Consider the following 26,025-nt stretch of genomic DNA (forward strand, 5'->3'; position numbering starts at 1 on the left):
GGAAAGCCACAATGTGCAGCATCAGGTAGCCCTCCGCGCCACCACGGTTTTTCACCCACTAAAGGGAACGAGCAATGAATAACTTTAATCTTCACACCCCAACCCGCATTCTGTTTGGTAAAGGCGCCATCGCCGACCTGCGCGCGCAAATCCCCGCTGACGCCCGCGTGCTGATCACCTACGGTGGCGGCAGCGTGAAAAAAACCGGCGTGCTGGATCAGGTTTACAGCGCCCTGGACGGTCTGGACGTGCGTGAGTTCGGCGGCATTGAGCCAAACCCGTCTTACGAAACGCTGATGAACGCGGTGAAAATCGCCCGCGAAGACAACATCACCTTCCTGCTGGCGGTCGGCGGCGGTTCCGTGCTGGACGGCACCAAGTTCATCGCGGCGGCAGCGCACTACGCTGACGGCATCGATCCGTGGCACATTCTGGACACCCGCGGCAGCGACATTAAAAGCGCCATCCCGATGGGCTCCGTGCTGACCCTGCCAGCGACCGGTTCTGAATCCAACAAGGGCGCGGTGATCTCCCGTAAAACCACCGGTGACAAACAGGCCTTCATGAACGAACACGTTCAGCCTGTGTTTGCCATTCTGGACCCGGTGTATACCTACACCCTGCCTGCGCGTCAGGTGGCGAACGGCGTGGTCGATGCCTTTGTTCATACCGTTGAGCAGTACGTCACGTATCCGGTCGATGCCAAAATCCAGGATCGCTTCGCGGAAGGCATTCTGCTGACGCTCGTCGAAGACGGCCCGAAAGCGCTGAAAGAACCGGAAAACTACGACGTGCGTGCCAACGTGATGTGGGCGGCAACCCAGGCGCTGAACGGCCTGATCGGCGCTGGCGTGCCGCAGGACTGGGCGACCCACATGCTGGGCCACGAGCTGACGGCGATGCACGGTCTGGATCACGCCCAGACGCTGGCGGTCGTTCTGCCTGCCCTGTGGAATGAAAAACGCGACACCAAGCGTGCCAAGCTGCTGCAGTACGCCGAGCGCGTGTGGAACATCACCGAGGGTTCTGACGATACGCGTATTGATGCCGCCATCGAAGCGACCCGCAGCTTCTTTGAAGGCCTGGGCGTCCCAACGCGTCTGTCTGGCTACGGTCTGGACGGCAGCTCCATCCCTGCCCTGCTGGCAAAACTTGAAGAGCACGGCATGACCCAACTGGGCGAACACGGCGACATTACGCTGGACGTCAGCCGTCGCATTTACGAAGCGGCGCGCTAAGCGTTTTTGCCCTCCCGACTTTCGTTTTTTGACATTTCGTCCAGACTTAATGCACACCCCATCGTCGGAGTCCCCCTCCGACGATGCGCACCTGAAGGAGGAAAAATGGCAAACCAAACCGTAATCAAGCTGCAGGACGGCAACGTGATGCCCCAGCTGGGGCTAGGTGTATGGAAAGCCGGTAACGACGAGGTCGTCTCCGCCATTCATAAAGCCCTGGAAGTCGGCTATCGGTCGATTGATACCGCCGCCGCGTACAAAAACGAGGACGGCGTGGGGACCGCATTGGCCAGCGCTGGCGTCCCCCGCGATGAGTTATTCATCACGACTAAACTGTGGAACGACGATCAAAAGCGCCCCCGCGAAGCCCTGCAGGAGAGCCTGGAAAAGCTCCAGCTCGATTTCGTCGATCTCTGGCTGATGCACTGGCCGGTTCCGGCTATCGATCACTACGTTGATGCCTGGAAAGGGATGATTGACCTGCAAAAAGAGGGGCTGGTGAAAAGCATCGGCGTCTGTAACTTCCAGGTGCATCACCTGCAGCGTCTGATTGATGAAACCGGCGTTGCGCCTGTCATCAACCAGATTGAGCTGCACCCGCTGCTGCAACAGCGCCAGCTTCATGCCTGGAATGCCACGCATAAGATCCAGACCGAATCCTGGAGCCCGCTGGCGCAGGGCGGCGAAGGGGTATTTGATCAGAAAATTATCCGTGAGCTGGCGGATAAATACGGCAAAAGCCCGGCGCAAATCGTCATTCGCTGGCATCTGGATAATGGACTGGTGGTGATCCCGAAATCGGTCACGCCGTCGCGCATCGCCGAGAACTTCGACGTCTGGGATTTCCGGCTGGATAAAGATGAGCTGGGTGAGATTGCGAAGCTGGATAAAGGTAAACGTTTAGGCCCGGATCCGGATCAGTTTGGCGGTTAAGTGCGTAAAAAAGCCGGGTGGCGGCTTCGCCTTACCCGGCCTACGTGTCGACATAAAAACCCCGGCTTGCCGGGGTTTTTTATTTACGCTTTGCGCTTCACGGGCTTCTTCACACTCGAATTACCGTTCGAACGCTGATGCACAATCGGCGTGTGCTTGGTCAGCGCCGGGCGCGTATTACGGTTCTGGCGACGCGCTTCGCGCATCTCATCCAGCGTCGGGGCCGGTACCAGGCAGTCGCGGCGCGAGCCGATCAGGTGTTTTTTACCCATATCTTCCAGCGCCTGACGGATCAGCGGCCAGTTTTTTGGATCGTGGTAACGCAGCAGCGCTTTATGCAGACGACGCTGTTTATCCCCTTTCGGCACCACCACCTCTTCACTCTTGTAGCCAATCTTACTCAGCGGGTTCTTGCCGGTGTAATACATGGTCGTCGAGTTGGCGAGCGGTGACGGATAGAAGTTCTGCACCTGGTCCAGACGGAAGCGACGCTGCTTCAGCCACAGCGCCAGGTTGACCATGTCCTCATCGCGCGTGCCCGGGTGGGCGGAGATGAAGTATGGGATCAGATACTGCTCTTTACCCGCCTGCTTAGAATAGGTGTCGAACAGCTCTTTAAAGCGATCGTAGCTGCCCATGCCCGGCTTCATCATTTTCGACAGCGGGCCTTCTTCGGTATGCTCCGGGGCAATCTTCAGATAGCCGCCGACGTGGTGCGTCGCAAGCTCTTTGATGTAGCGCGGATCTTCCACGGCGATGTCGTAACGTACCCCGGAAGCGATCAGGATCTTCTTGATGCCCTTCAGGTCGCGCGCGCGGCGGTAGAGGTTGATCGTCGGCTCGTGGTTGGTGTCCATGTGCTCGCAAATGCTCGGATAGACGCAGGAGAGGCGACGACAGGTTTGCTCCGCGCGCGGCGACTTGCAGCGCAGCATGTACATGTTTGCGGTTGGGCCACCGAGATCGGAGATCACGCCGGTAAAGCCCGGCACCGAGTCGCGAATCGCTTCGATCTCATTGATGATCGAATCTTCAGAGCGGCTCTGGATAATACGGCCTTCGTGTTCGGTAATGGAGCAGAAGGAACAGCCGCCGAAGCAGCCACGCATGATGTTGATCGAGAAGCGGATCATCTCATACGCCGGGATACGGGCGTTGCCGTACGCCGGGTGCGGCACGCGCTTGTACGGCAGCGCAAAGACGCTGTCCATCTCTTCGGTGGAAAGCGGGATCGCCGGTGGGTTGATCCAGATAAAGCGTTCGCCGTGCTTCTGCATCAACGCGCGGGCGCAGCCCGGGTTGGTTTCATGGTGCAGAATACGGGACGCGTGCGCGTAGAGCACCTTGTCGGCTTTCACCTTCTCGTAGGACGGCAGCAGCACGTAGGTCTTTTCCCACGGTTTCGGGCGCGGCGGCTGCACAACGATAGCCTTCGCTTCCGCTTTTTTCGGCTCAACCGGTTTGTTATCGGCACACGGCAGATCTTCGCCGTACGGGTGCGGGATCGGGTCGATTTTGCCCGGCATATCAATGATGCGGGAATCCACCCCGCTCCAGCCCGGCAGCGCCTCTTTCACCATGAGCGCGGTATTGCGCACGTCGCGGATGCTACTCACCGGTTCACCCTGCGACAGACGGTGCGCCACTTCCACCAGCGGACGCTCGCCGTTACCGTAAATCAGCATGTCGGCCTTGGAATCCACCAGCACCGAGCGGCGAACGGTATCCGACCAGTAGTCGTAATGCGCGGTACGGCGCAGGCTCGCCTCAATGCCGCCCAGGATCACCGGGACGTCTTTCCAGGCTTCTTTACAGCGCTGGGTATAGACCAGGGTGGCGCGGTCCGGGCGTTTTCCCGCCACGTTATCCGGCGTGTAGGCGTCGTCATGGCGCAGCTTACGGTCGGCGGTATAGCGGTTGATCATCGAGTCCATGTTGCCTGCGGTCACACCGAAGAACAGGTTCGGTTTACCCAGACGCATAAAGTCGTCTTTGCTGTTCCAGTCAGGCTGGGAGATGATCCCCACACGGAAGCCCTGCGCTTCGAGCATACGACCACAAATCGCCATACCAAAGCTCGGGTGGTCAACGTAGGCATCGCCCGTGACCAGAATGATGTCGCAGCTATCCCAGCCCAGTTGGTCCATCTCTTCCCGGGACATCGGCAGGAACGGCGCCGGTCCAAAGCAGGCCGCCCAGTACTGGGGCCAGGAGAAGAGGTCACGATCCGGCTGGATCAGGGAAATTGCGCTCATAATGCTTCCGAAGAAAAAATAGACAAAAGGGCGGGGATTATACGCTGGAACAATGTGGGAAATGAAGGGGTATTTATTGCCCGGTGGCGCTACGCTTACCGGGCCTACGGGCCTGTAGGTCGGGTAAGGCGAAGCCGCCACCCGACTCGTTTTACGGTGCTGGATTCACCAGCATCTGCCCCACGGAACCCCTGTCCATCATCTCCAGCGTCTGGCTATGGAACAGGAACGGGAAGTGCGGCCACGAAGGCTGACCATAGTAGACGAGCAGTTCAACCTGACCATCCACCCAGACGGTGTCTTTCCAGCCGCGATCTTCCGGGAACGGCATTGCGCCGTTGACGTTGCGGATCAGGAATGACACCCCTTCAATATGGAACGACTGCGGCATATCCGAACGGACCGTCCAGCGCTCCCAGGTGCCCTGCTGCGCGGTAATGTCGATACGGTTCACATCCCACAGCGCGCCGTTGATGCCCGGATCGTCGCCCAGGCTGATATCACGGCTGCGCACCGGCGAGCCGCTCATGATCTCCTGCGGCAGCAGGCGCATTGGCAGGCTATCGGTCACCAGCGGCAGCAGACCGGTTGGGCGCAGGGTTAATACCAGCGTAGAGACCAGAATGCTCGACGGCTCAAAGAACCCGCGAATGCGGTCAACAATGCTCGCCGCTTCACCACAGGTGACGGAGACTTCATCCCCGTTGGTCATATCCACCAGGATTTCACGACGTTCACCCGGCGAGAGCGCCAGCTGTTTAACGGAAACCGGCGCGGGTAAAAAACCCTGATCGCCTGAAATCACGTGCAGCGCGCGGCCGTCGCTCATCTGCAGCTGATAGCGGCGCGAGTTGGAGGCGTTCAGCAGACGCAGGCGCACCCAGCCACGCGAGACTTCGACATACGGGCTTTGTGCGCCGTTGACCAGCAGCGTATCGCCGACGAAGCCGCCGCTACCCGGCTCGCTGTATTCCGGCGTACCGAAGTTATCGAGGCGTTTATCCTGAATAATGACCGGGAAATCATCCACGCCGTAGTGATTCGGGATCGGCAGCGATTTACTCACCTCATCCTCAATCAGCCACATCCCGGCCAGGCCGTTGTAGACCTGCTGGGCGGTGCGGTTCGGCGTATTGGCGTGGTACCACAGCGTGGTCGCGCTCTGGCGTATAGGAAGGACGGGCGCCCAGTCGGCGTTTGGCGACATCATGCGCGCCGCGCCGCCGATCAGCGGCCCCGGCACCTGCAGCCCGCTGACGGTCATCGCGACATTTTCAGTCGTCCGGTTACTGTAAATCAGCTTAACGTCATCGCCGTTCCACACGCGAATGGTTGGGCCAAGGTAGCGCCCATTGATTCCCCATATCTGCGCGCGCGTTCCCTGAGTAAAGGACCAGTGGCTACGCTGTAGCGTGAGGAAAAGCGGCTGCCCGCGACGGGATTCAATCAACGGCGGAATGGGCAGCGGCTGTTGCTGCCCGGCGGCGCTGGCTGTCCGCGGTATCGCACCTGCACAAAGGGCGATCCCCGAAGCCTGAATAAACTGACGCCGACTGAATGACATATAAGCTCCATCTGAAACGACTAACAACGCGGGAATTCGTTTTCCCTTATAACGCCGGGTTAGATCTTACCGGCGGCTTCTCTCTCTGCGACTTCTTTGTCGAGCAACGCAATATGCTGAGCCATCAGCTCACGGCAATGGGCTGCCAGTTCGCGCACCTGATCTTTGCCATATTTACTGGTATCCACCGGCGGCAGCATTTCGACAATGACCAACCCGTTATTCAGGCGGTTAAGATTAATCTTATTAGAAGTATTTGAAACACACACAGGAATAATTGGAACACCTGCCGCAATTGCAGCATGAAACGCACCGGTTTTAAACGGCAGCAGGCCACGACCGCGGCTGCGCGTCCCTTCCGGGAACATCCAGATTGAGATTTTGCGTTTCTTAAAGTGATTCACCACTTCCGCAATAGTGCCATGCGCTTTGGCTCGATTATTACGGTCAATCAACAAGTTACCCGTCAGCCAGTAGAGCTGACCGAAAAACGGGATCCACAACAGACTCTTTTTCCCCACCGTCACGGTTGGCGGCAGTACGATGTTTGCGGCGGTCACCATATCGTAGTTGTTCTGATGGTTAGCGATATAGATGGCGTTGCCGAACTGCTCCGCGCCTTCCGGCAGGCGTTTTTCCACCTTCAGACCAAACAGCGGCGCAAGGCGGCCAAACATATGGCCAAAGGTGGCGACATGTTTAGGATTACGCGGACTGAACAGGCAATAGATGCAGCCGAAAACACAAACCAGAATGCAGTAGATAACGGTAAGAATGAGACGAACAATGTATAGCATAGCGACCTCTGAAGCCCTGACAGCTGACAATTATACTTCACCTGTGGCCAGGTAAGGACTTTATTACGAGCGCGTATTGTTAATCGCAACGCACGAATTAACAACGATTTTACGGGAAATTTTCGTGAAATGCCCCCCTCCGGAACGGAGGGGGGAGGCGTTACGTTACTCTTCGCTGTCGCCCGCGGTGCTGCGCACAGGAGAGTCAATCTCCACGCGGTCGATACGCTGCAGGCCACGCATCAGCGAGCCGCGACGACCGCGCTCGCCAACAACCTTCTGCAACTCTTCCGGACGCAGTTTGATTTTACGCTTGCCGACGTGAATCGTCAGCGTGCTCTGCGGTGGGAGAATGAAGAGATGCGCCAGGCCATCCTCGCCTTTCGCCGCTTCCGCTGACGGGATGTTGATGATCTTGTTGCCTTTACCTTTCGACAGCTCCGGCAGGTCGCTGACCGGGAACATCAGCATACGCCCGGCAGAGGTGATCGCCAGCAGCATGTCGCTCTCGTTCTCAATCACCAGCGGCGTCATCACGTGGGCGTTGTCCGGCAGGCTAATCAGCGCTTTACCGGCGCGGTTACGCGACACGAGATCGTTAAAGGTACAGATAAAGCCGTAGCCCGCATCGGAGGCCATCAGCAGTTTTTGGTCATCCGCTTCCATCAGCATATGGTCAACCGTCGCGCCCGGCGGGAGCGTCAGCTTGCCGGTCAGCGGTTCACCCTGCCCGCGCGCGGAAGGCAGCGTGATCGGGTCGATGGCGTAGCTGCGACCGGTGGAATCGATAAACGCCACCGGCTGGTTGCTCTTGCCTTTCACCGCCGCTTTGAAGCTGTCGCCCGCTTTATAGCTCAGGCCCGGCGCGTCGATATCGTGGCCTTTAGCGCTACGCACCCAGCCGCTCTGCGACAGCACAATGGTCACCGGCTCGGACGGCTGCATGTCGTGCTCGTTCATCGCCTTCGCTTCTTCGCGTTCGTGCAGCGGAGAACGACGGTCGTCGCCAAAGGCTTCGGCATCCGCCTGCAGCTCTTTCTTCAGCAGGGTATTCATCTTGCGCTCGGACGCCAGAATCGCCTGCAGCTGATCGCGCTCTTTTTCCAGCTCGTTCTGCTCGCCGCGGATCTTCATCTCTTCCAGTTTGGCGAGATGACGCAGCTTCAGTTCGAGGATGGCTTCGGCCTGGGTTTCGCTGATGCCAAAGCGCGACATCAGCGCGGGCTTCGGCTCGTCCTCGGTACGGATGATCTCAATCACTTCGTCGATATTGAGGAACGCCACCAGCAAACCTTCGAGGATATGCAGGCGCTTAAGCACTTTTTCCAGACGGTGGTTCAGACGACGGCGCACCGTATCGCGGCGGAACGTCAGCCATTCGGTGAGGATCTCCAGCAGGTTTTTCACCGCCGGGCGACCGTCAAGGCCAATCATGTTCAGGTTGATGCGGTAGCTTTTTTCCAGATCGGTGGTGGCGAACAGGTGGTTCATCACCTGCTCCATGTCCACGCGGTTGGAACGCGGGACGATCACCAGACGGGTCGGGTTTTCGTGATCCGATTCGTCGCGCAGGTCGTCCACCATCGGCAGTTTTTTATTGCGCATCTGGGAGGCGATCTGCTCCAGCACTTTGGCACCGGAGACCTGATGCGGCAGCGCGGTGATCACCACAGCGCCGTCTTCTTTATTCCACACCGCGCGCATGCGTACGGAGCCGCGACCGTTCTGGTAGATTTTGCGGATTTCCGCGCGCGAGGTGATGATCTCGGCTTCGGTCGGGTAATCCGGCCCCTGCACGATATCCAGCAGCTCGTCCAGCGAGGTTTTCGGCTGTTCAATCAGGGTGATGGCGGCTTTCGCCACTTCGCGCAGGTTGTGCGGCGGAATGTCCGTCGCCATACCGACCGCGATACCGGTGGTGCCGTTCAGCAGGATGTTCGGCAGACGCGCAGGCAGCATTTTCGGCTCCTGCATCGTACCGTCGAAGTTTGGCACCCAGTCAACGGTTCCCTGACCCAGCTCGCCCAGCAGCACTTCGGCATATTTAGACAGGCGGGATTCGGTATAACGCATCGCCGCGAAGGATTTCGGATCGTCCGGCGCCCCCCAGTTCCCCTGCCCGTCCACCAGCGGGTAGCGGTAAGAGAACGGCTGCGCCATCAGCACCATCGCTTCATAACAGGCGCTGTCACCGTGCGGATGGTATTTACCCAGTACGTCACCGACGGTACGGGCGGATTTCTTGAACTTGGCGCTGGCGCTCAGGCCCAGTTCGGACATCGCATAGACGATGCGGCGCTGAACGGGCTTCAGGCCATCCCCGATAAACGGCAACGCCCTGTCCATGATGACGTACATGGAGTAGTTCAGGTAGGCGTTTTCCGTGAATTCATGTAGCGCGAGGCGCTCTGCCATATCGCTCATTACGTGTGATTCCTCAACTCAGAAACCGAAGGGTTTCAGGCAATATTGCCGCAGATACTACCTCATCTGACGAATTGAGTCACAAAGAAAAAGGGCCGCACAGGCGGCCCTTTTCGGGTTATTTGTTCAGCTTGATGACCTGCTTCACGTCAATTTCAAACTCGTTCCAGTCTTTATCGACTTTACCCTGGAGTTCGACCTTATCCTGCGGGCTGACGGTCACGCCGTTCCAGCGTTTGTGGTCAATCTCAACCACCACCGTGCCGGTTTCATCGCGGAAGGTGTAGCGGTCATCGGACAGGCGCTCGGTGATGTTCCCGCGCAGCTTCACCCAGGCATCGTCCTTCAGATCCTTCACTTTTGCCGCCGTCGTCAGGTTGGCATTGTTATCCACAAAACCGCCCTGCTGGGTTTGCGTCTGGGTCGCGGTTGCGGACGGGCCGTTAAATCCGCCCTGCGCGGCAAAAACAGGGGCAGTGGTCATCATCATGATGGCAGCAAGTGCAGCGAATTTTTTCATCTTAATCTCTCCCTTTAATGTGGTTTCGCAGTCCATTAAACAGGGTAATCCTTAACAACTTCTTAAGGGGGAAATTTATTTATTTTTACTGTACAGCATGTCGATTCAGAGGGTTTACTGACGGCATCAAGGAGGGAACATGCGCATTTTACTGGTAGAAGACGACAGGCTCATCGGCGACGGCATCAAAGCGGGCCTGAGCAAAATGGGGTTTAACGTGGACTGGTTTACCGACGGGAAAACCGGTCAGGCCGCGCTGTATAGCGCGCCCTATGATGCCGTAGTGCTGGATCTGACGCTGCCGGAGATCGACGGGCTGGAGATCCTGCGCGCCTGGCGCGAAAGCGGGCGCAGCGAGCCGGTACTGATACTGACGGCGCGGGATGCGCTAAACCAGCGCGTCGAGGGGCTGCGCCTGGGCGCGGACGATTACCTTTGTAAGCCGTTTGCCCTGATCGAAGTGGCCGCGCGCCTTGAAGCGCTGGTGCGACGCAGCCACGGTCAGACCCGCAGCGAGCTGCGTCACGGTAAGGTCACGCTCGACCCGACGAGCCTTGTCGCCACGCTGGAGGGCGAAACGCTGACCCTCAAACCGAAAGAGTTCGCCCTGCTGGAGCTGCTGATGCGCAATGCGGGCCGCGTGCTCCCCCGCAAAGCAATTGAAGAAAAGCTCTATAGCTGGGATGACGACGTCTCCAGTAACGCCGTAGAGGTCCACGTCCATCATCTTCGCCGCAAGCTCGGCAGCGCGTTTATCCGCACCGTGCACGGCATCGGCTACACCCTGGGTGACGCATGAAACTGAGCCTGAAACTCCGCCTGACGCTGCTCTTCCTGCTACTCTCCCTGACGGCCTGGTTTGCCGCCAGTCTTGTCGCGTGGCAGCAAACGACGCATAAGCTCGACAAGCTTTTTGATACCCAGCAGATGCTGTTTGCCAAACGTCTGCTGACGATGGACCTGGACGAGATCCGCGCGCCGGAGCGCATGCGCGAGGTGCCCAAAAAAGCCAAACACGGGCATCTGGACGATGACGCGCTGGCCTTTGCCATTTTCAGCGCCGACGGCAGCATGATCCTCAACGACGGTGAAAACGGGCACGATATTCCGTATCACTACCGCCGCGACGGGTTTGCTGACGGGCGGCTTCAGGACGACAACGACGAATGGCGTTTCTTATGGCTGACGTCGCCAGACGGTAAATACCGCGTGGTGGTCGGCCAGGAGTGGGAGTACCGCCAGGACATGGCGCTGGACGTGGTGAGCTCGCAGCTTACGCCGTGGCTGGTGGCGCTGCCCGTCATGCTGCTGTTGCTGATCCTGCTGTTGAGCCGCGAGCTGAAGCCGCTGAAAAAGCTGGCGCAGACCCTGCGCTCCCGCACGCCGGATGCCACCGATAAACTCCCAACGGAGGGTGTCCCCACTGAGGTGCGTCCGCTGCTCGACGCGCTGAATCACCTGTTTATGCGCACGCAAGAGATGATGAGCCGCGAGCGCCGCTTTACCTCCGATGCCGCCCACGAGCTGCGCAGCCCGTTAGCCGCCCTGAAGGTGCAAACCGACGTGGCGCAGCTGTATCAGGACGATCCCGAGGCGCAGTCCAAAGCCCTTTCGCAGCTTCATGCGGGTATCGACCGCGCCTCCCGGCTGGTGGATCAGCTCCTTACGCTGTCGCGCCTGGATTCGCTGGATAACCTGGACGGCGTCGAGCCGATTGTCATGGCCGATTTACTGCAGTCCGCGGTGATGGATATTTATCATCCGGCGCAGCAGGCGGGCATTGATGTGCGCCTGAATATCCATGCGCCAGAGGTGAAACGCGCGGGTCAACAGCTGCTCCTGAGCCTGCTGGTACGTAACCTGCTGGATAATGCAGTACGTTACAGCCCGCGCGGTAGCGTGGTGGACGTGACGCTGGACGGTCACCGCTTCACCGTGCGTGACAACGGCCCCGGAATTTCCCCCGACGCGCTGGCACGTATTGGCGAGCGCTTTTATCGTCCACCGGGGCAAGATGCCACCGGAAGCGGGCTGGGGTTATCGATTGTTAAACGCATCGCCACCCTCCACGGTATGCGCGTCTCGCTGGCTAATGCGGCTGAAGGGGGCGTTGAGGTCAACGTCAGCTGGTAGGCATTATTGCGCTGTGTGCAAAAGACTTTGCACATTTTGCTTATTTTTCCGCTCCGTCCTCGCGCGTAGAATCCCCGACATACTCTCAACACCGAGGACAAATAATGAGCAACATTCTGATTATCAACGGCGCGAAAGAGTTCGCGCACTCTAAAGGCCAGCTGAATGACACCCTGACCGAGGTCGCGGACGGTTTCCTGCGCGACGCCGGGCATGATGTTAAGGTCGTGCGCGCGGACAGCGATTATGACGTGAAAGCCGAAGTGCAGAACTTCCTGTGGGCCGACGTGGTGATCTGGCAAATGCCGGGCTGGTGGATGGGCGCGCCGTGGACCGTGAAAAAATACATGGATGACGTGTTCACTGAAGGCCACGGTTCGCTGTATGCCAGCGACGGTCGTACCCGTTCAGACGCCGCCAAAAAATACGGTTCCGGCGGCCTGATTCAGGGCAAAAAATATATGCTCTCCCTGACCTGGAACGCCCCGATGGAAGCCTTCACCGAGAAAGATCAGTTCTTCGAAGGCGTGGGCGTAGACGGTGCGTATCTGCCGTTCCACAAGGCGAACCAGTTCCTGGGCATGGATCCGCTGCCGACGTTTATCGTTAACGACGTCATTAAAATGCCTGATGTCCCGAGCTATATCGCAGAATATCGCAAGCATCTCGCGGAAATTTTTGCTTAACTGGTAACCTGGAATTAGAAGGAGTTAACCATGCTTACCGTAATTGCTGAAATTCGTACTCGTCCAGGTCAACATCACCGTCAGGCGGTGCTGGATCAGTTCGCGAAGATTATCCCGACCGTACTTGAAGAAGAAGGCTGCCACGGCTATGCGCCGCTGGTGGATGCAGCCACTGATGCCAGCTTCCAGGCGACCGCGCCGGATTCAATCATGATGGTTGAACTGTGGGAAACCGTGGCGCACCTCGAAGCGCACCTGCAGACTCCGCACATGAAAGCGTGGAGTGAGGCGGTAAAAGGTGACGTGCTGGATACCCATATCCGTATTCTCGAACCCGCGCAGTAAGTCTTTCCCCCAACCTTCTCTTTCGGAGAGGGTTGGGTAGGTCACCCTTCCCTTCCCTGCTATGCTTATCCTGTTACTGTTTTCACTGGAGAAAAAGGAATGGGAATTTTTAATTTCGTTAAAGAAGCAGGTGAGAAACTGTGGGACAACCTCACAGAGTCGCATAAGGATGCAGGCGACAAAGTCAGCGAGCACCTCAAAAAGCTGAATATTCCTGGCGCGGATAAAGTCCAGGTCACCGTTACCGACGGCAAAGCCAGCGTGACGGGTGACGGGCTGACGCAAGAGCAGAAAGAGAAGATTCAGGTTGCCGTGGGGAACATCGCAGGGGTGAGCGAGGTGGAGAACAACATCACCGCCACCGATGCCGAAGATGAAGCGACCTACTACACGGTTAAATCAGGTGACACCCTGAGCGCCATCTCCAAAACGGTGTATGGCAATGCCAACCTGTACAACAAGATTTTCGAGGCGAACCGCCCGATGCTCTCCAGCCCGGATAAAATTTATCCAGGCCAGACGCTGCGCATCCCGAAAGCGTAACCGCAGAGTCGGGGGCACCTCCCCCGACTGTTTTACCAGTACGATTTCCAGCTTTGCGTAAAGCGCACCAGCGCTTCAACGTAAAAGTAATCCCCCCAGCTTGCGCACTCATCCACCCCTTTATTGCTCGCCAGGTGATACACCGAGTGCTTCAGCAGCCCGTTGCCCTTCTCGTCTTTGCCCATCAGATAGTGCTTCGTCAGGGACGACATGATCCCTTTCGCCCACTCCAGATAGCGCTCGCGATCCGGATCCGTGACCGGCAGATGCTTCACCAGCTCCAGCAGACCGCATACCGCAATGGCCGCCGAGGACGAATCGCGTAGCGCGTCGGTGCCCACCAGCGCCAGATCCCAGTGGCAGACAGAATCCTCCGGCAGTCGGTTGAGGAAGTAGTTCGCCAGCCGCTTCGACAGGGCGATCATCGTCTCGTCACCGGTATAAACATAGCTCAGCAGGAAGCCGTAAATGCCCCACGCCTGCCCGCGCGACCAGCACGAGTCGTCGGCGTAGCCCTGCTGGGTATTGCCGTAGCGCGGCGCGCCGGTGTTCACATCCATATAGTAGGTGTGGAACGTCGAGGCATCCTCACGGATGAGATACGTCGCCGCCTGCATCACGTGCGCTTTTGCAGCCTCGGCAAAGCGCGGGTCGCCGGTTTGTTCCGTCGCCCAGTAGAGCAGCGGCAGGTTCATGTTGCAGTCGATGATCATGCGCCCGGCCTGTTCCGGATCGGCCAGATCGCCCCACGCCTGAATGATCTTCGCCTTCTCATGGAAGCGCTCCAGCAGGGCTTCCGCCGCCAGCAGGGAGAACCCGCGCGCCTCGCGGTTCCCGGTCAGCCGCCAGGCCGCCACGCAGGAGAGCGTGTACAGGAAGCCCAGGTCGTGGGTGTTGGTGTCATTGCGTCCGGCGATGCGCAGGCCGAACGAGCGCACGTGCTTTTCCGCCATCGCGCGGAATTTCGCCTCGCCGCTCATCTCCCACGCCAGCCAGAGCTGGCCGGTCCAGAAGCTGGTGGTCCACTCCACGTTATCGGTCAGCGGGTAAAAGCCGTCCTTACAGGTTTCCGCCGGGAACTGCTCGCCGAATTCGGTTAAATGACGGCTAATCAGGTCGAGGACATGGCCGCGAGCCGAGCTGAGTTCATCGCTAAATGCGCGTGGGTCAACGGGCGCGGCAATCGCGGGCAGGCGCTCCTCTTTGATACGACTTAACATATTTCGGTTCCTTCTTTGACGGCGTAATTATCGGGTAGAGGTTTCTGCTACGTTCAGCGTGCGGGGCCCGCGCCATTTGCTCTGACAGGCGGATAACGTGAAGGCAGAAATAAGGGTAAAGGTCAGCGCCGTGGCGCCCATGATGATATAGGTCTGTTCAAAGCCGATGCGATCATACAGATATCCCGCAGGCGAAGAGATGACCACGTTACCGACGTACAGCATTGCCTGATAGCCCAGTAAATACATGGTGGCGTTAACGCGCTTATCGAAATGTTCGGCGATATATTTAAACACCGAGACCAGCAGCAGGCAGATTTCCAGGCCGTATAGGGGCTTCAGCACGGAAATTAACAGGTGTGATTCGCACATTCCGGAAATAATCAGACGCGCTCCCACCACCAGACCGACAATTAACAGCCCGCGCTTGGCGCCAATAAAGTTGACGAACAGCGGGATCACCATATACATAACGAACTCCATGCCGGACTGCACGGTGCCCAAATAGCCAAACACCGCGTTGCCCTGGTGAATATCGTCAAAGAAGGTGACGAAATAGCGCGAGAACTGCTGTTCGGCGATAAACATCATCCACGCCACGCCCGCCACGTACAGGCAGAACGCCCAGAATTTACGGCTGCGCAGCAGAGCGTACACGTCCGAAGGGGCGATTTTCTCTTTGGTCAGCACCTCACCGGCGTGAACGGAGTTAGTGTTCACTTTCAGGCTGAGCAGGACAATCAGCATCACCACAGAGGTCACGCTGCCCATAATAAAGTTATACGCAGGCGAGAGGTTAAACAGCAGGCCGGAGAAGGACGACGCCACCGCCCAGCCGAGCGAGCCCCACATGCGGATCTGCCCGAACTCCATGCCGTTCAGGCGGCTGAAGCGGTCAGAATAGGATTCACACGCCGCCACGCCCGCATACCAGGCAAAGCTCAAATAGAGCGCGCCGATAATTATCCCCAACATGGTGTTGGAGATTAACAACGGCTGATAGACGTAAATAAAGAACGGCGCCATCAGGGCCGACATGACGACCACAAAATAGAGCAGGTATTTGCTCATGCCGATTTTATCGAGAATATAGCCGTAGATGGGTTTGAGAATAACGGAGAAAATACCGTTCACCGCGAATACGGTTCCGATCACCGCCCCGCTGAGATTCGCTTTTTGACCGAGCCAGATAGCCAGCAGACCAATACTGGCGGACCAGGTAAAGAAATAGAGAAAAATAAAGCTGCTGATTTTGTAATATTCGGTTCTGTTGGTTATCGATGTATTTTTCATACCATCCTCGCCGAGGTGTAGGGTCAGAATTTTTATAATGTGAACGACAGTAGACGTTCGCCTCCAGGTTCGCGGATCTCGACCTGGTTTTGGGTGATATTCAGGTGCGGCCTAGCCGCAAGTTTTTGCTTTTCGCTGGCAAAGACGGCGCAGCAGAGCCAGCTTTCGCCTTGAGGGATATCGGTTTTTAACAGCGGAATGGTGGCGCACTCCGGGAACATGATGCTGCTGTTCGGCGGCGTAACGATGCTGTCCGGCAGGCGCGTGATGGCGGGCGACAGATCGACAATCACGCTGCTGCCGTTCTCGGCTGCCAGATAACAGCCACGCTCGCGGATCTGGTGTTCGGTTTTCATCACCGCAAACCCGCCCTCGGCCGTTTGCAGCGCGCGTGCGCTGTTGATGCGGTGCAGGCGCAGATGCCATTCCCCGAACGGCACTTGCCAGGTGTCGATATGCACGTCGTGCCACGGCGACCAGCGCGAGTAGAGATAATTTTCATCCACCCGCACCGCTTCGCATTCGCGGCGACCGCGGTAGTAATCGTCTCCGTCCGCCAGCAGCAGCATGGAATCACAGGCCGCATGCTTCAGGCCAAAGCGCCCGCGCTCAATGGTGAAACCAAAGCGGCTGGAGTAGGCAAATTTAGTGTATTTGGCGTCGGTATTGACGTAGTTATTCAGCTCAAGCTGACCGGCGGTGAGCATGGTGACGTGCTGCGACTTTTCCGCATGGATAAGGATCTGCCGGGCATGCGGAATCACGTGCTTTTCAGCCAGCGCGGGCAGCGGCTCCTCATCGGCCAGCCAGAACGGATGCGTCTCCGGCAGCGCCAGAATGAGCCAGGTTTTCAGCGCCCAGTACGGCGAACCGGGCGAGTTGTAGTCCTCGCACATCGCGAGGTTCGGATAGGCAAAGCCGAGGGTCAAAATGCCGTCGCGATCGGTAATCGGCTGCTGCTGCCACCAGCGCAGATGGCGCAGAATAATGCCCTTCACGATACCCGGCGTGAACACCTCCAGCCCGGAAAAAGCCACCGCGCTCCAGAACGCGACCATCGCAAAACGGTAAGTCAGGCTGCGGCCAAACGGCACCGAGGCACCATCGGCAGCGGACCAGTAGATAAAGTCTTGCGCGAACAGACGCGAGCGCTCGCGCAGCACGTCCGCCCTCGCCTCGTCGCCGCTCAGGGCGGCGTAGATCAGCCCGTAGAAGTGGAAGGCCATTGAAATATAATAATCTTTCGGACGCCCCGGACCGTCGGAATACCAGCCGTCGCCCAGATAGTACGCGTCCATCAGCGCAAAGCGACGGTCGATGGCGCGCTGATCATACGGCAGCCCGGCGCGCTTGAATCCAAGCTGGACCATGATGGCGAAGTAGTTCCAGTTGCTGTCCGGCATCTGCGCGTCGGTAATCTGGCTGAGCCAGGCGTGGAGGTTCATCACTTCGCGCTCGGTGAAGCGCTCGAGGAGTTTGTCACCCAGCAGAGACAGCCCCAGACCGTAGGCCGCCATCTCCACAAGACGCTGATCGTAGGGGCCGGTTTCACCCCAGTAGCCCGCGCTTTGCGGATCGGTGCCCAGTTTGATGGCGTCCAGGTATTTCTCGCTCCACGACTCGCCCTCGCCGCCCGCCATCAGCGGAAACAGCCCCCACAGCGCGCGGGAAAGCCCTTCCATCTGCGCGATATCCGTCGCGTAATGCGCGCAGGTCTCGCCCAGCGAAAAACGTGAACTGCCCGGCGGAAACTGCTTATCCAGCGCGCCCAGCATCCCGTTTAAATACGCCACCACGTCCCGGCGTGAAGACAACGGATTTGATTTTTCTTTGTTTGCCGCCCACATAGGTTTGCCCTCGTAATCAACTGCGGCAAAGCATAGTGAATCCGCAAGGGGCAGAAATGTTAGCCGCGTCACAGGTGAGAACGATGAATAAACCTACAGTTAAGAAAATTTAAAAAGGTGGTTTATAAATAGCATCTGACGGGAAAAAGTTGAGTTCTATTGCACTATGCACGACACGCCAACGTCCGATCATCTGGAGCTGATTACCCTAAACGACACCGTGGTGTCGTTTAGCCGCCTGTTCGCCAATACCGTGCGTTACCACCACTGGCACCAGTGTCTGGAAATTCTCTATGTGGAAGAAGGGTTTGGCGTCGCGATTGTCGACAACCGGCATTACACCATGCGCCCCGGCCGGCTGTTTTTCTTCCCACCCTTTACCCTGCACAAGGTGATGGTGGACGCGCAGGCGGAGGCCATTTACCGGCGCACCATCATTCATCTCGATCATCACGCCGTGCTGAAAAACCTGCGTGATTTCCCGCAAACCCGGCAGCGTCTGGAGCGGCTTTCACGCCGCGGCGGTGAGGCGTGGGTCGCTGACCTGGCGCATTGCCATCACCATGTCGATCATCTGTTGGGCTGTTATCAGTCGCCCATGAACAGCGAGGCCATTGCCGGGCTGCTGATCGGCCTGTTTGCCATGCTGCCCGACGATCGCGACGGCACGCCGGGCAGCAGCCAGGGGATCGCAAGCCAGGTAATGTTCTGGCTGGATGAGCACTATCAGGAGAAGTTCCGCCTGGACGCGCTGGCCGCAGAGCTGGGCAAATCGCGCAGCTACGTGTCGCGAAAATTCCATGCGGAGACGGGCGAGAAGATCCACGACTACCTCAACACGTTACGGCTGCGTAAGGCCTGCGAGTGTTTACTTCACACGGATTCGAGCGTGCGAGACATCGCGGCGCAGACGGGGTTCTCCGACGTGACGTGGTTCATCAGCGCGTTTAAAAAAGGGATTGGCGAGACGCCGCTGCAGTACAGGAAGAACCATCGTGCGGTTTGACGCCCTCACCCACAGGGAGAGGGGGAAAATCAACCACTCTTCTTCCCGGGCTTTAATCCACGATGTAACTCGTTGATGCGCTTCATCGACTTAATGGTGCGCTGTGGCTCGGTGGAGGCGACGGACAAAATAATCATTTCAAGGCACAGCAGCACCGTGCCGTGGAGCGGGATTTTACCCTTCTCGCCGCCGCGCGGAACGTGGATCACCACGCTGGCCTCTTTGCTGAAGCGCGAGTCGGTCGCGTTAGTCAGCAAAATGGTGGGAATGCCCAGACGTTTCGCCTCGCGCAGCGTGGTTTGCCCTTCCCGGTGCGCGGATTTTTGCGCCATCATGATCAGCACGTCGCCGCGCTGAAGCGCAATAAGCTGTTCGGCAAGCCCTATCCCGGTGCGGTTGAGCGGGATCGCAGGAAGTCCCATACGGCTGAACAACCTGGCAGTGTAATCGGCCAGAATACCGGATGCGCCAATGCCAAAAATAGCGACCTGCCTCGCCTGTGCCAGCAGCGACACGGCCTGCGCCATCGCATAGCGGTTGTGTGGTTCAGACAGCACCTCGCAGGTGTGCCGATGCCCCTCCAGCACGAAATCGATGCTCGTATTCACATCGCTGGTCAGCGTATTCACCGTGGTAGACATTTTCTCGCTGGAGGTCACCACGGGGCCGAACCACTGCTCGAGCGTCTGCTTCAGATCGCGCAATCCGGCAAAACCGAGCGCCTGGATAGCGCGAACAACGGTGGCATCCGAGGTGTTAAGCATCGTCGCGATCTCCATCGCCGTCTGCTCCATGACCGCTTCCCGGTTCTCATTGATGTATTGCGCCACCAGCAGCAGCCGTGGCGTGAGCTGGTTCGCCCGCGAACGGAAGCGGTCACCGTACACATCGACTTTGCGGATCACCGTGATGCCTCCGGCAGCGGACGTCCCGCAATCTGCGACTGCACCTGCGCGACCATCAGGCCTAACGAGGCGAACGAGTTCGAGATGGCCTCCTCGCGAGAGATGAGCACGTAATGCCCGGTGCGGCAGGCGTTGAGGAACTGACACCAGCCCGGCATCACCGCGTCCATCGCCGCCAGCTCGTCCTGCGGCTTGCCGCCGGTATCGCCGCGCCAGGTGGCGAAGACGAAATCGGCGTCCAGCTCCGGCAGGCGCTCGGCGCTGACGTCGATACGCCCACCGTCAGGGATGCTCTCAATCAGCGGTGGAAACGTGAATCCTGCGTCGCGCAGCACGCGTCCAAGCGAGTGGTAGCTGTGCATGGCGTTGATTTTTCCCTGATTGGCCTGAATCACCGACACGGTTAACGTGCGGGTGTCGATAGTCGCTTTCAGGGCCTTGATTTGCTCCTGATAGCGACGCTCCAGAACCTTCAGCCGCGCCTGCGTACCGGTGAGCTGCGCCAGCTTGCGGTAGATTTCGGGCGCACCGCCGTCGAGGTGATCGATGCTCACCGTCGGGGCAATTTTTTCCAGCTGTTCTACCGGCGTGTTACGGGTCGGCTCGGTGATGATCAGGTCCGGCTTCGCGGCGGCGATGGCTTCAATGTCGATATCCGCAGTGCCGATGAATTTGATATCGGAATTATCAAAATCGACGCCGGTTAACATGCCGCTGGAACGCAGAAAATGGCTGCCGTCCGGTCGGGTGCGGCCATGGCTGGCAACCGGGGGTACCCCAAGCTCAATCAGCGGGATGGTGATATCCAAATCGTGCAACGAGACGATCCGCTTCGGATGCACCGGCACCACCACGTTGCGGTTCAGATCGTCTGTAAACCTCTGCGTCGATTCCGCCGCACTCGCTACAAACCCTACCAGCAACAGCATTGTCAAAAGTACGCGCATCACACTCCCTCTAAAATCGGTCCCGACGCTGCCAGAGCAGCAGCAGGAAAAACGGCCCGCCAATCAGTGAAATCACAATCCCCGCCGGCAGCTGTAGCGGCAAAAATGCCAGACGCCCGACGTTATCCGCCAGCAGCACCAGCAGCGCGCCCAGCACGGCGCTTCCCGTCAGCAATGCTGTTTGCCCACCGCGCAGCAGCAGGCGCGCCATATGCGGCGCAATCAGCCCCACGAAACCCATACTCCCCACACAGGAGACGCAGGCCGCGGTGAGCACGACCGGTGCAAGCACGCGCAGCAAGGCAAGTCGTGAAGTGCGCACGCCAAGCCCGGTCGCGGTGTGGTTACCCAGCAACGCCACGTCGGCGGCGCGTGCGGTAAAGAGCAGCAGCGCGAACGCGGGAAGCGTCCAGGCTGCCGCAATGCTGACCAGCATCCAGTTTGCCGCATGCAGGCTTCCCGCCAGCCACAGCATCGCGGTCTGCACGTCGCGCACGTCCGCGGTAGTCATAAAAACGCCCATTGCGGCGGCAAACGCCCATGACACGCCGATACCCGTCAGGATGAATCGCGGACGGGTAATATCGCGTGCCAGCGCCACCACCAGCAGCGCGGTCAGCAGCCCACCGGCCATGCCGACCAGCGGTCGCCAGTACAGGCTAAGCGCCGGGAACTGAAAAATCAGCAACAGCACCGCCGCGCTACAGCCCTCTTTCACGCCGATAAGCCCGGGGTCAGCAAGGCCATTGCGGGTGATGGACTGCATCGCCGCCCCCGCCATACCGAGCATCGCGCCGCACAGCACCGCCATCAGCAGGCGCGGCAGACGGATATCCATCACGATGTAATGCGTCTCTGCTTCCAGCGTCTGCGGATAAAACAGCGCGCGCCCGACGGCGGAGGCAGGAATGGGCAGCGAGCCGTGGGTCAGACCAAAACTGAGCAGCAAGAAGGCAGCCAGCGATAAAAATGCCAGGCATGCCAGCGCTTTTGGACGAACCAGCGCCGAAAGGGGGCCGACGCGTAGCGCACGCAGTCCCGCCCGGCTCATTTGAACATCCTCGACGCCAGGAAGATAAAGACGGGCGCACCGACCAGCGCGGTCATAACGCCGGTTGCCAGCTCATACGGCGTAAACAGCGTGCGGGCGGCAACATCCGCCAGCAGGAGAACCAGCGCCCCACACAGGGCCGAAAGCGGCACCATTGCGCGGATGTCCACCGTCACCAGGCGGCGGATCAGCTGGGGTACCACAAGGCCGATAAAACCAATCGGCCCGGCGATGGAGACCGCCGCGCCGCAGAGCAGTGCAATCGCCAGCAGCGCGAACAGGCGCGTCTTCAGCAATGAGACGCCAAGCCCCTGCGCCATTCTGTCGCCCAGCGCCAGCATGTTGAGCGAGGGCGAGAGCCACAGCGCCAGCGCAAAGCCAGCGGCAGCAACCCCTGCAGCGCTCCCTATCGTCCCGGCGCTGAGCCCCGCTAAATCTCCCACCAGCCAGGTGCGCATGGCGAGCAGCGTCTGTTCATCAAGGATTAATATCGCGGCAGTCACCGATGAGGCAAATGCCGACATCGCCACGCCGCACAGCGTGACTTTCATCGGCGTCAGCCCGGTGCGACCGGACGAAGAGAACGTCAGCACCAGCAGAAACAGCGCCGCGGCACCAACGGCGGCAACGAGCGGGCGACCAAACGGCAGCGACAGCCCCAGCGCGCTGGTGATAACTACCGCCAGCGCCGCCCCTGCATTCAGCCCCAGAATATGCGGCTCGCCGAGCGGGTTACGGATCACCGACTGCAGCAGCACGCCTGCCACGCCGAGCGCGGCGCCCGTCACCATTGCGGCGCAGAGACGCAGCAGCCGGAGCCTGATAATCACGTTATGGTCGAAATTGCGCGGATCAAAATAGAAGAATGCATCCACTACCGTCCGGGGAGCGATAAAGCGCGCGCCGATGCCCAGATGTGCAATCGCGCCCATCGCCAGCAGCAATGTGAATACAAGGAATGCCAGAGAGGTGCGCATCATGGTTGTTCTGCGACCTTTCGAAACGGCATAAAGAACGGCTTTCCGGTCATTGGGTTAAAGGACATATGTACGTCGACGTCAAACACCGTTTTGATCAGCGACGGCGTGCAGGTGTCGCCTTCATGTAATACACCCTCGACTTTACCCTGGCGTAAAAAGACCAGCGAATCGCCGTAGTTCACGGCAAAGTTGAGATCGTGCAGCACCACCACCACGGTGCGCCCGTGCTGGCGGGTCAGGGTGTGCAGCAGCTCCAGGATCTCCACCTGATAGCGAAGGTCGAGATACGTCGTGGGCTCATCCAGCAGGATATACGGCGTTTGCTGCGCCAGCGCCATGGCGATCCAGCAGCGTTGACGCTGACCGCCGGACAGGCTTTCAACCGGCAGATGAGCAAACTCTGCCGTTCCGGTCAGGCGTAATGCCTCCTCCACCGCCAGCTCGTCTTCATCACTCCACTGACGCATAAAGTTCTGCCAGGGAAAGCGCCCGCGCGAAACCAGTTCAAAAACGGTTAACCCCTCCGGCAACAGCGGAGACTGCGGCAAAATGCCAAGCTGACGGGCGACCGCTTTGGTCGGCTGTTCATGAATGGCTTTGCCATCCAGCACGACGCTGCCGCCAAGCGGCTGTAGCAGACGCGCGAGGGTGCTCAACAGCGTGGATTTGCCACAGCCGTTCGCCCCCACCAGAACGGTCATCTTCCGTTGCGGGATCGCGAGGGAGATATCATCAACGATGATTTTTTTGTGATAACCCGCAGAAAGATTCTCCAGAACCAGTCCCGGTTTTGTCGTGTTATGCGCCACGTGAATGCCAACGTAATGAAAAACCAATAAATAAAAATAAAACTCATTCTCTTTTGAGAAGTTTGCCGCTGCGCCATGTAGTAGTCAAGTGAATAAAAGCCCTGGATAAACCAGGGGTGATCGCAACAGGTCACGCAAAGCCAAGTTAGTAAATACCAATCCATTTCAATAAGTTAAAAGTCAATTACTTTGATTTTAACGGTACGGAAATCACTGTAGTCATTTTTTTACTTTTTCCATTTACTACTACAATTCTGCATGATTGAATGATTCTCAATTACAAGTTCGATGCCATTCAGGCTAACGAACAGACCGTAAGGGCAATGACTCACACATTTTTCCGCGAAGATTGTTTCGCCGGATATTCTGGGAAAACAGATGTAATGGCTAAGTTCACACCTTCATTCTCTGGGGTAAAAGGGCGCGTGCTCTTTTCTCTGTTGTTTATGGCACCTTTGGTACACGCAGCGGCAAACGACGGCGAGACCCTGACCGTTACCGCCGATCCGAATGCGACCCTCGACGCCACCAGCGGCTATCAGCCCCTGAACACCTCCACCGCCACGCTGACCAACATGCCGATGCTGGACATCCCGCAGGTGGTCAATACCGTCAGCAATAACGTGCTGGAAGACCAAAACGCGACCACGCTCGACGAGGCGCTGTATAACGTCAGCAACGTGGTGCAGACCAACACCCTGGGCGGCACGCAGGATGCCTTTGTGCGCCGTGGTTTTGGCGCGAACCGTGACGGCTCGATCATGACCAACGGCCTGCGCACCGTGCTGCCGCGCAGCTTTAACGCCTCAACCGAACGCGTGGAGGTGCTGAAAGGCCCGGCCTCAACCCTGTACGGTATTCTTGACCCCGGCGGCCTGATTAACGTCGTCACCAAACGCCCGGAGAAAACCTTCGGCGGCTCGATTTCTGCCACCTCGACCAGCTTTGGCGGCGGTACCGGACAGTTTGACGTCACCGGCCCGATTGACGGCACGCGTCTGGCGTATCGCCTGACGGGGGAATATCAGGACGAAGACTACTGGCGCAATTTCGGCACCGAACGCAGCACCTTTATCGCCCCGTCGCTCACCTGGTTTGGCGATGACGCCACCGTGACCGTGCTCTATTCGCATCGCGACTATAAAACGCCGTTCGATCGCGGAACGATCTTCGATCTCAACACCAAAAAAGCTGTCGACGTCGATCGCAAAACCCGCTTCGACGAATCGTTTAACGTCACCGACGGGCAGTCCGATCTCGCGCAGATCAACGCGGAGTATCGCCTTAACAGCCAGTGGACTGCGAAGTTCGACTACAGCTACAGCCAGGATAAGTACAGCGATAACCAGGCGCGCGTGATGGCCTACGATTCAAAAACCGGCAACCTGACCCGCCGCGTGGATGCCACCCAAGGCTCAACCCAGCGGATGCATACGACGCGGGCGGATCTGCAGGGGAACGTGGATATCGCCGGTTTCTACAACGAAATCCTGACCGGCGTGTCGTATGAGAATTACGATCTGCTGCGCACGGATATGATGCGCTGTAAGAACGTCAAAGGTTTCAATATCTACAATCCGACGTATGGGAATCTCGACAAGTGCACCACCGTCTCGGCGTCCGACAGCGACCAGACCATTAAGCAGGAGAGCTACTCCGCCTACGCGCAGGACGCGCTGTACCTGACCGATAAATGGATCGCCGTCGCCGGACTGCGCTACCAGTATTACACCCAGTACGCGGGGAAAGGCCGTCCGTTTAACGTGAATACCGACAGCCGCGACGACCAGTGGACGCCGAAGCTGGGGCTGGTGTACAAGCTCACCCCGGCAGTCTCGCTATTTGCCAACTATTCCCAGACGTTTATGCCGCAGTCGTCCATTGCGAGCTACATCGGCGACCTGCCGCCGGAAACGTCTAATGCGTATGAAATCGGTGCTAAGTTTGACCTTTTCGACGGCATTACCGCCAATATTGCGCTGTTTGATATCCACAAGCGCAACGTGCTGTACACCGAAAGCGTGGGTGATGAAACCATCGCCAAAACCGCAGGCCGCGTGCGCTCGCAGGGCGTAGAAGTGGATCTTGCGGGGTCGCTGACTGAGAACACCAACATTATTGCCAGCTACGGCTATACCGACGCGAAGGTGCTGGAAGACCCGGACTATGCGGGCAAACCGCTGCCAAACGTGCCGCGCCATACCGGCTCCCTGTTCCTGACCTACGATATTCAGAATGCGTTTGCCGGGAATACGCTGACGCTGGGCGGCGGCGGGCACGGCGTAAGCCGTCGTTCCGCAACTAACGGTGCGGATTATTATCTCCCGGGCTATTTCGTGGCGGATGCGTTTGCGGCGTATAAGATGAAGCTGCAGTATCCGGTGACGCTGCAGGTGAACGTGAAAAACCTGTTTGATAAGACCTACTACACGTCGTCCATTGCGACCAACAACCTGGGCAACCAGATTGGCGATCCGCGCGAAGTGCAGTTTACGGTGAAGATGGAGTTTTGACGTCAGTGCGAGGCGT

At 58.3% G+C, this 26,025-nt stretch carries 22 protein-coding genes; 9 read left to right on the top strand and 13 right to left on the bottom strand.

What is annotated here, in order from left to right; all coding sequences use genetic code 11:
• Positions 1–74 precede the first annotated feature (74 nt).
• Positions 75–1,238 carry an alcohol dehydrogenase gene (yqhD, locus tag AC2T6E_RS13295; protein ID WP_416719578.1) on the top strand — a complete coding sequence of 388 codons (1,164 nt, stop codon included), beginning with the start codon at positions 75–77 and terminating at the stop codon, positions 1,236–1,238.
• Between the two features lie 105 nt (positions 1,239–1,343).
• Positions 1,344–2,171, top strand: coding sequence for a 2,5-didehydrogluconate reductase DkgA (gene dkgA / locus AC2T6E_RS13300; protein ID WP_010435600.1), 828 nt, complete (start codon positions 1,344–1,346; stop codon positions 2,169–2,171).
• Positions 2,172–2,254: 83 nt separating this feature from the next.
• On the opposite strand, the gene AC2T6E_RS13305 is transcribed toward dkgA, so the two are convergent.
• The 5 genes from AC2T6E_RS13305 to AC2T6E_RS13325 all read right to left on the bottom strand — a co-directional run bounded on the left by AC2T6E_RS13305 (position 2,255) and on the right by AC2T6E_RS13325 (position 9,731).
• Positions 2,255–4,426 (bottom strand): YgiQ family radical SAM protein, encoded by a 2,172-nt coding sequence (locus AC2T6E_RS13305; RefSeq protein ID WP_148400571.1) that lies wholly within the window; start codon positions 4,424–4,426, stop codon positions 2,255–2,257.
• A gap of 151 nt (positions 4,427–4,577) precedes the next feature.
• Complete coding sequence (ftsP, locus tag AC2T6E_RS13310) at positions 4,578–5,990, bottom strand: cell division protein FtsP (protein ID WP_108416235.1); 1,413 nt, start codon at positions 5,988–5,990, stop codon at positions 4,578–4,580.
• A gap of 59 nt (positions 5,991–6,049) precedes the next feature.
• Positions 6,050–6,787, bottom strand: a complete 738-nt coding sequence (gene plsC / locus AC2T6E_RS13315; RefSeq protein ID WP_010435607.1) for a 1-acylglycerol-3-phosphate O-acyltransferase — start codon at positions 6,785–6,787, stop codon at positions 6,050–6,052.
• Between the two features lie 165 nt (positions 6,788–6,952).
• Positions 6,953–9,211, bottom strand: a complete 2,259-nt coding sequence (gene parC / locus AC2T6E_RS13320) for a DNA topoisomerase IV subunit A (protein WP_454539500.1) — start codon at positions 9,209–9,211, stop codon at positions 6,953–6,955.
• A gap of 118 nt (positions 9,212–9,329) precedes the next feature.
• On the bottom strand, positions 9,330–9,731 hold the full coding sequence (locus AC2T6E_RS13325) for a YgiW/YdeI family stress tolerance OB fold protein (protein ID WP_029485199.1): 402 nt from the start codon (positions 9,729–9,731) through the stop codon (positions 9,330–9,332).
• A gap of 139 nt (positions 9,732–9,870) precedes the next feature.
• On the opposite strand from AC2T6E_RS13325, the gene qseB reads away from it, so the two are divergent.
• The 5 genes from qseB (at position 9,871) to lysM (ending at position 13,438) form a co-directional block, all read left to right on the top strand.
• The gene (qseB, locus tag AC2T6E_RS13330; RefSeq protein WP_109081726.1) at positions 9,871–10,530 is read left to right on the top strand and encodes a quorum sensing response regulator transcription factor QseB; all 660 of its coding nucleotides are present in this window, start codon (positions 9,871–9,873) and stop codon (positions 10,528–10,530) included.
• Positions 10,527–11,864 (top strand): quorum sensing histidine kinase QseC, encoded by a 1,338-nt coding sequence (qseC, locus tag AC2T6E_RS13335; protein ID WP_108416233.1) that lies wholly within the window; start codon positions 10,527–10,529, stop codon positions 11,862–11,864. Before qseB ends, qseC begins: the two co-directional genes overlap by 4 nt.
• Positions 11,865–11,968: 104 nt before the next feature.
• Positions 11,969–12,550: an NAD(P)H-dependent oxidoreductase gene (locus AC2T6E_RS13340; protein WP_108416232.1), complete on the top strand. Its 582-nt coding sequence runs from the start codon at positions 11,969–11,971 to the stop codon at positions 12,548–12,550.
• 30 nt (positions 12,551–12,580) lie between these two features.
• Entirely contained in the window at positions 12,581–12,895 is a 315-nt protein-coding gene (locus AC2T6E_RS13345; RefSeq protein WP_108416231.1) for a putative quinol monooxygenase, read from the top strand.
• Between the two features lie 99 nt (positions 12,896–12,994).
• Positions 12,995–13,438, top strand: coding sequence for a peptidoglycan-binding protein LysM (gene lysM / locus AC2T6E_RS13350; RefSeq protein ID WP_108416230.1), 444 nt, complete (start codon positions 12,995–12,997; stop codon positions 13,436–13,438).
• A 32-nt stretch (positions 13,439–13,470) separates the two neighbouring features.
• Here the strand turns inward: lysM and AC2T6E_RS13355 are convergent, their stop codons facing one another.
• The 3 genes from AC2T6E_RS13355 to AC2T6E_RS13365 are packed head-to-tail and all read right to left on the bottom strand — an operon-like array spanning position 13,471 to position 17,798.
• On the bottom strand, positions 13,471–14,658 hold the full coding sequence (locus tag AC2T6E_RS13355) for a glycoside hydrolase family 88 protein (RefSeq protein ID WP_108416229.1): 1,188 nt from the start codon (positions 14,656–14,658) through the stop codon (positions 13,471–13,473).
• A gap of 27 nt (positions 14,659–14,685) precedes the next feature.
• Positions 14,686–15,951: an oligosaccharide MFS transporter gene (locus AC2T6E_RS13360; protein WP_454539501.1), complete on the bottom strand. Its 1,266-nt coding sequence runs from the start codon at positions 15,949–15,951 to the stop codon at positions 14,686–14,688.
• Positions 15,952–15,983: 32 nt separating this feature from the next.
• On the bottom strand, positions 15,984–17,798 hold the full coding sequence (locus AC2T6E_RS13365; protein WP_126815549.1) for a DUF2264 domain-containing protein: 1,815 nt from the start codon (positions 17,796–17,798) through the stop codon (positions 15,984–15,986).
• Between the two features lie 166 nt (positions 17,799–17,964).
• Between AC2T6E_RS13365 and AC2T6E_RS13370 the strand changes: the two genes are divergently transcribed.
• Entirely contained in the window at positions 17,965–18,804 is an 840-nt protein-coding gene (locus tag AC2T6E_RS13370) for an AraC family transcriptional regulator (protein WP_126815548.1), read from the top strand.
• Between the two features lie 29 nt (positions 18,805–18,833).
• Here AC2T6E_RS13370 and AC2T6E_RS13375 read toward each other — a convergent pair whose 3' ends face one another.
• Genes AC2T6E_RS13375 through AC2T6E_RS13395 form a run of 5 tightly spaced genes read right to left on the bottom strand, consistent with a single transcriptional unit; the run spans position 18,834 to position 23,496 of the window.
• The gene (locus AC2T6E_RS13375) at positions 18,834–19,709 is read right to left on the bottom strand and encodes a MurR/RpiR family transcriptional regulator (protein WP_174341523.1); all 876 of its coding nucleotides are present in this window, start codon (positions 19,707–19,709) and stop codon (positions 18,834–18,836) included.
• A complete protein-coding gene (locus tag AC2T6E_RS13380; protein ID WP_253178755.1) occupies positions 19,706–20,656 on the bottom strand; it encodes an iron-siderophore ABC transporter substrate-binding protein in 951 nt (316 codons plus the stop codon). Before AC2T6E_RS13380 ends, AC2T6E_RS13375 begins: the two co-directional genes overlap by 4 nt.
• Before the next feature lie 10 nt (positions 20,657–20,666).
• A complete protein-coding gene (locus AC2T6E_RS13385; RefSeq protein WP_253178756.1) occupies positions 20,667–21,707 on the bottom strand; it encodes a FecCD family ABC transporter permease in 1,041 nt (346 codons plus the stop codon).
• Complete coding sequence (locus AC2T6E_RS13390; protein WP_108416222.1) at positions 21,704–22,687, bottom strand: FecCD family ABC transporter permease; 984 nt, start codon at positions 22,685–22,687, stop codon at positions 21,704–21,706. Before AC2T6E_RS13390 ends, AC2T6E_RS13385 begins: the two co-directional genes overlap by 4 nt.
• Positions 22,684–23,496, bottom strand: a complete 813-nt coding sequence (locus AC2T6E_RS13395) for an ABC transporter ATP-binding protein (RefSeq protein WP_486692126.1) — start codon at positions 23,494–23,496, stop codon at positions 22,684–22,686. Before AC2T6E_RS13395 ends, AC2T6E_RS13390 begins: the two co-directional genes overlap by 4 nt.
• A 383-nt stretch (positions 23,497–23,879) precedes the next feature.
• Here AC2T6E_RS13395 and AC2T6E_RS13400 point away from each other — a divergent pair, with 383 nt between their 5' ends.
• The gene (locus AC2T6E_RS13400; RefSeq protein ID WP_486692128.1) at positions 23,880–26,009 is read left to right on the top strand and encodes a TonB-dependent siderophore receptor; all 2,130 of its coding nucleotides are present in this window, start codon (positions 23,880–23,882) and stop codon (positions 26,007–26,009) included.
• Positions 26,010–26,025 lie beyond the last annotated feature (16 nt).

Source organism: Enterobacter sp. B79-1 (assembly GCF_057444735.1).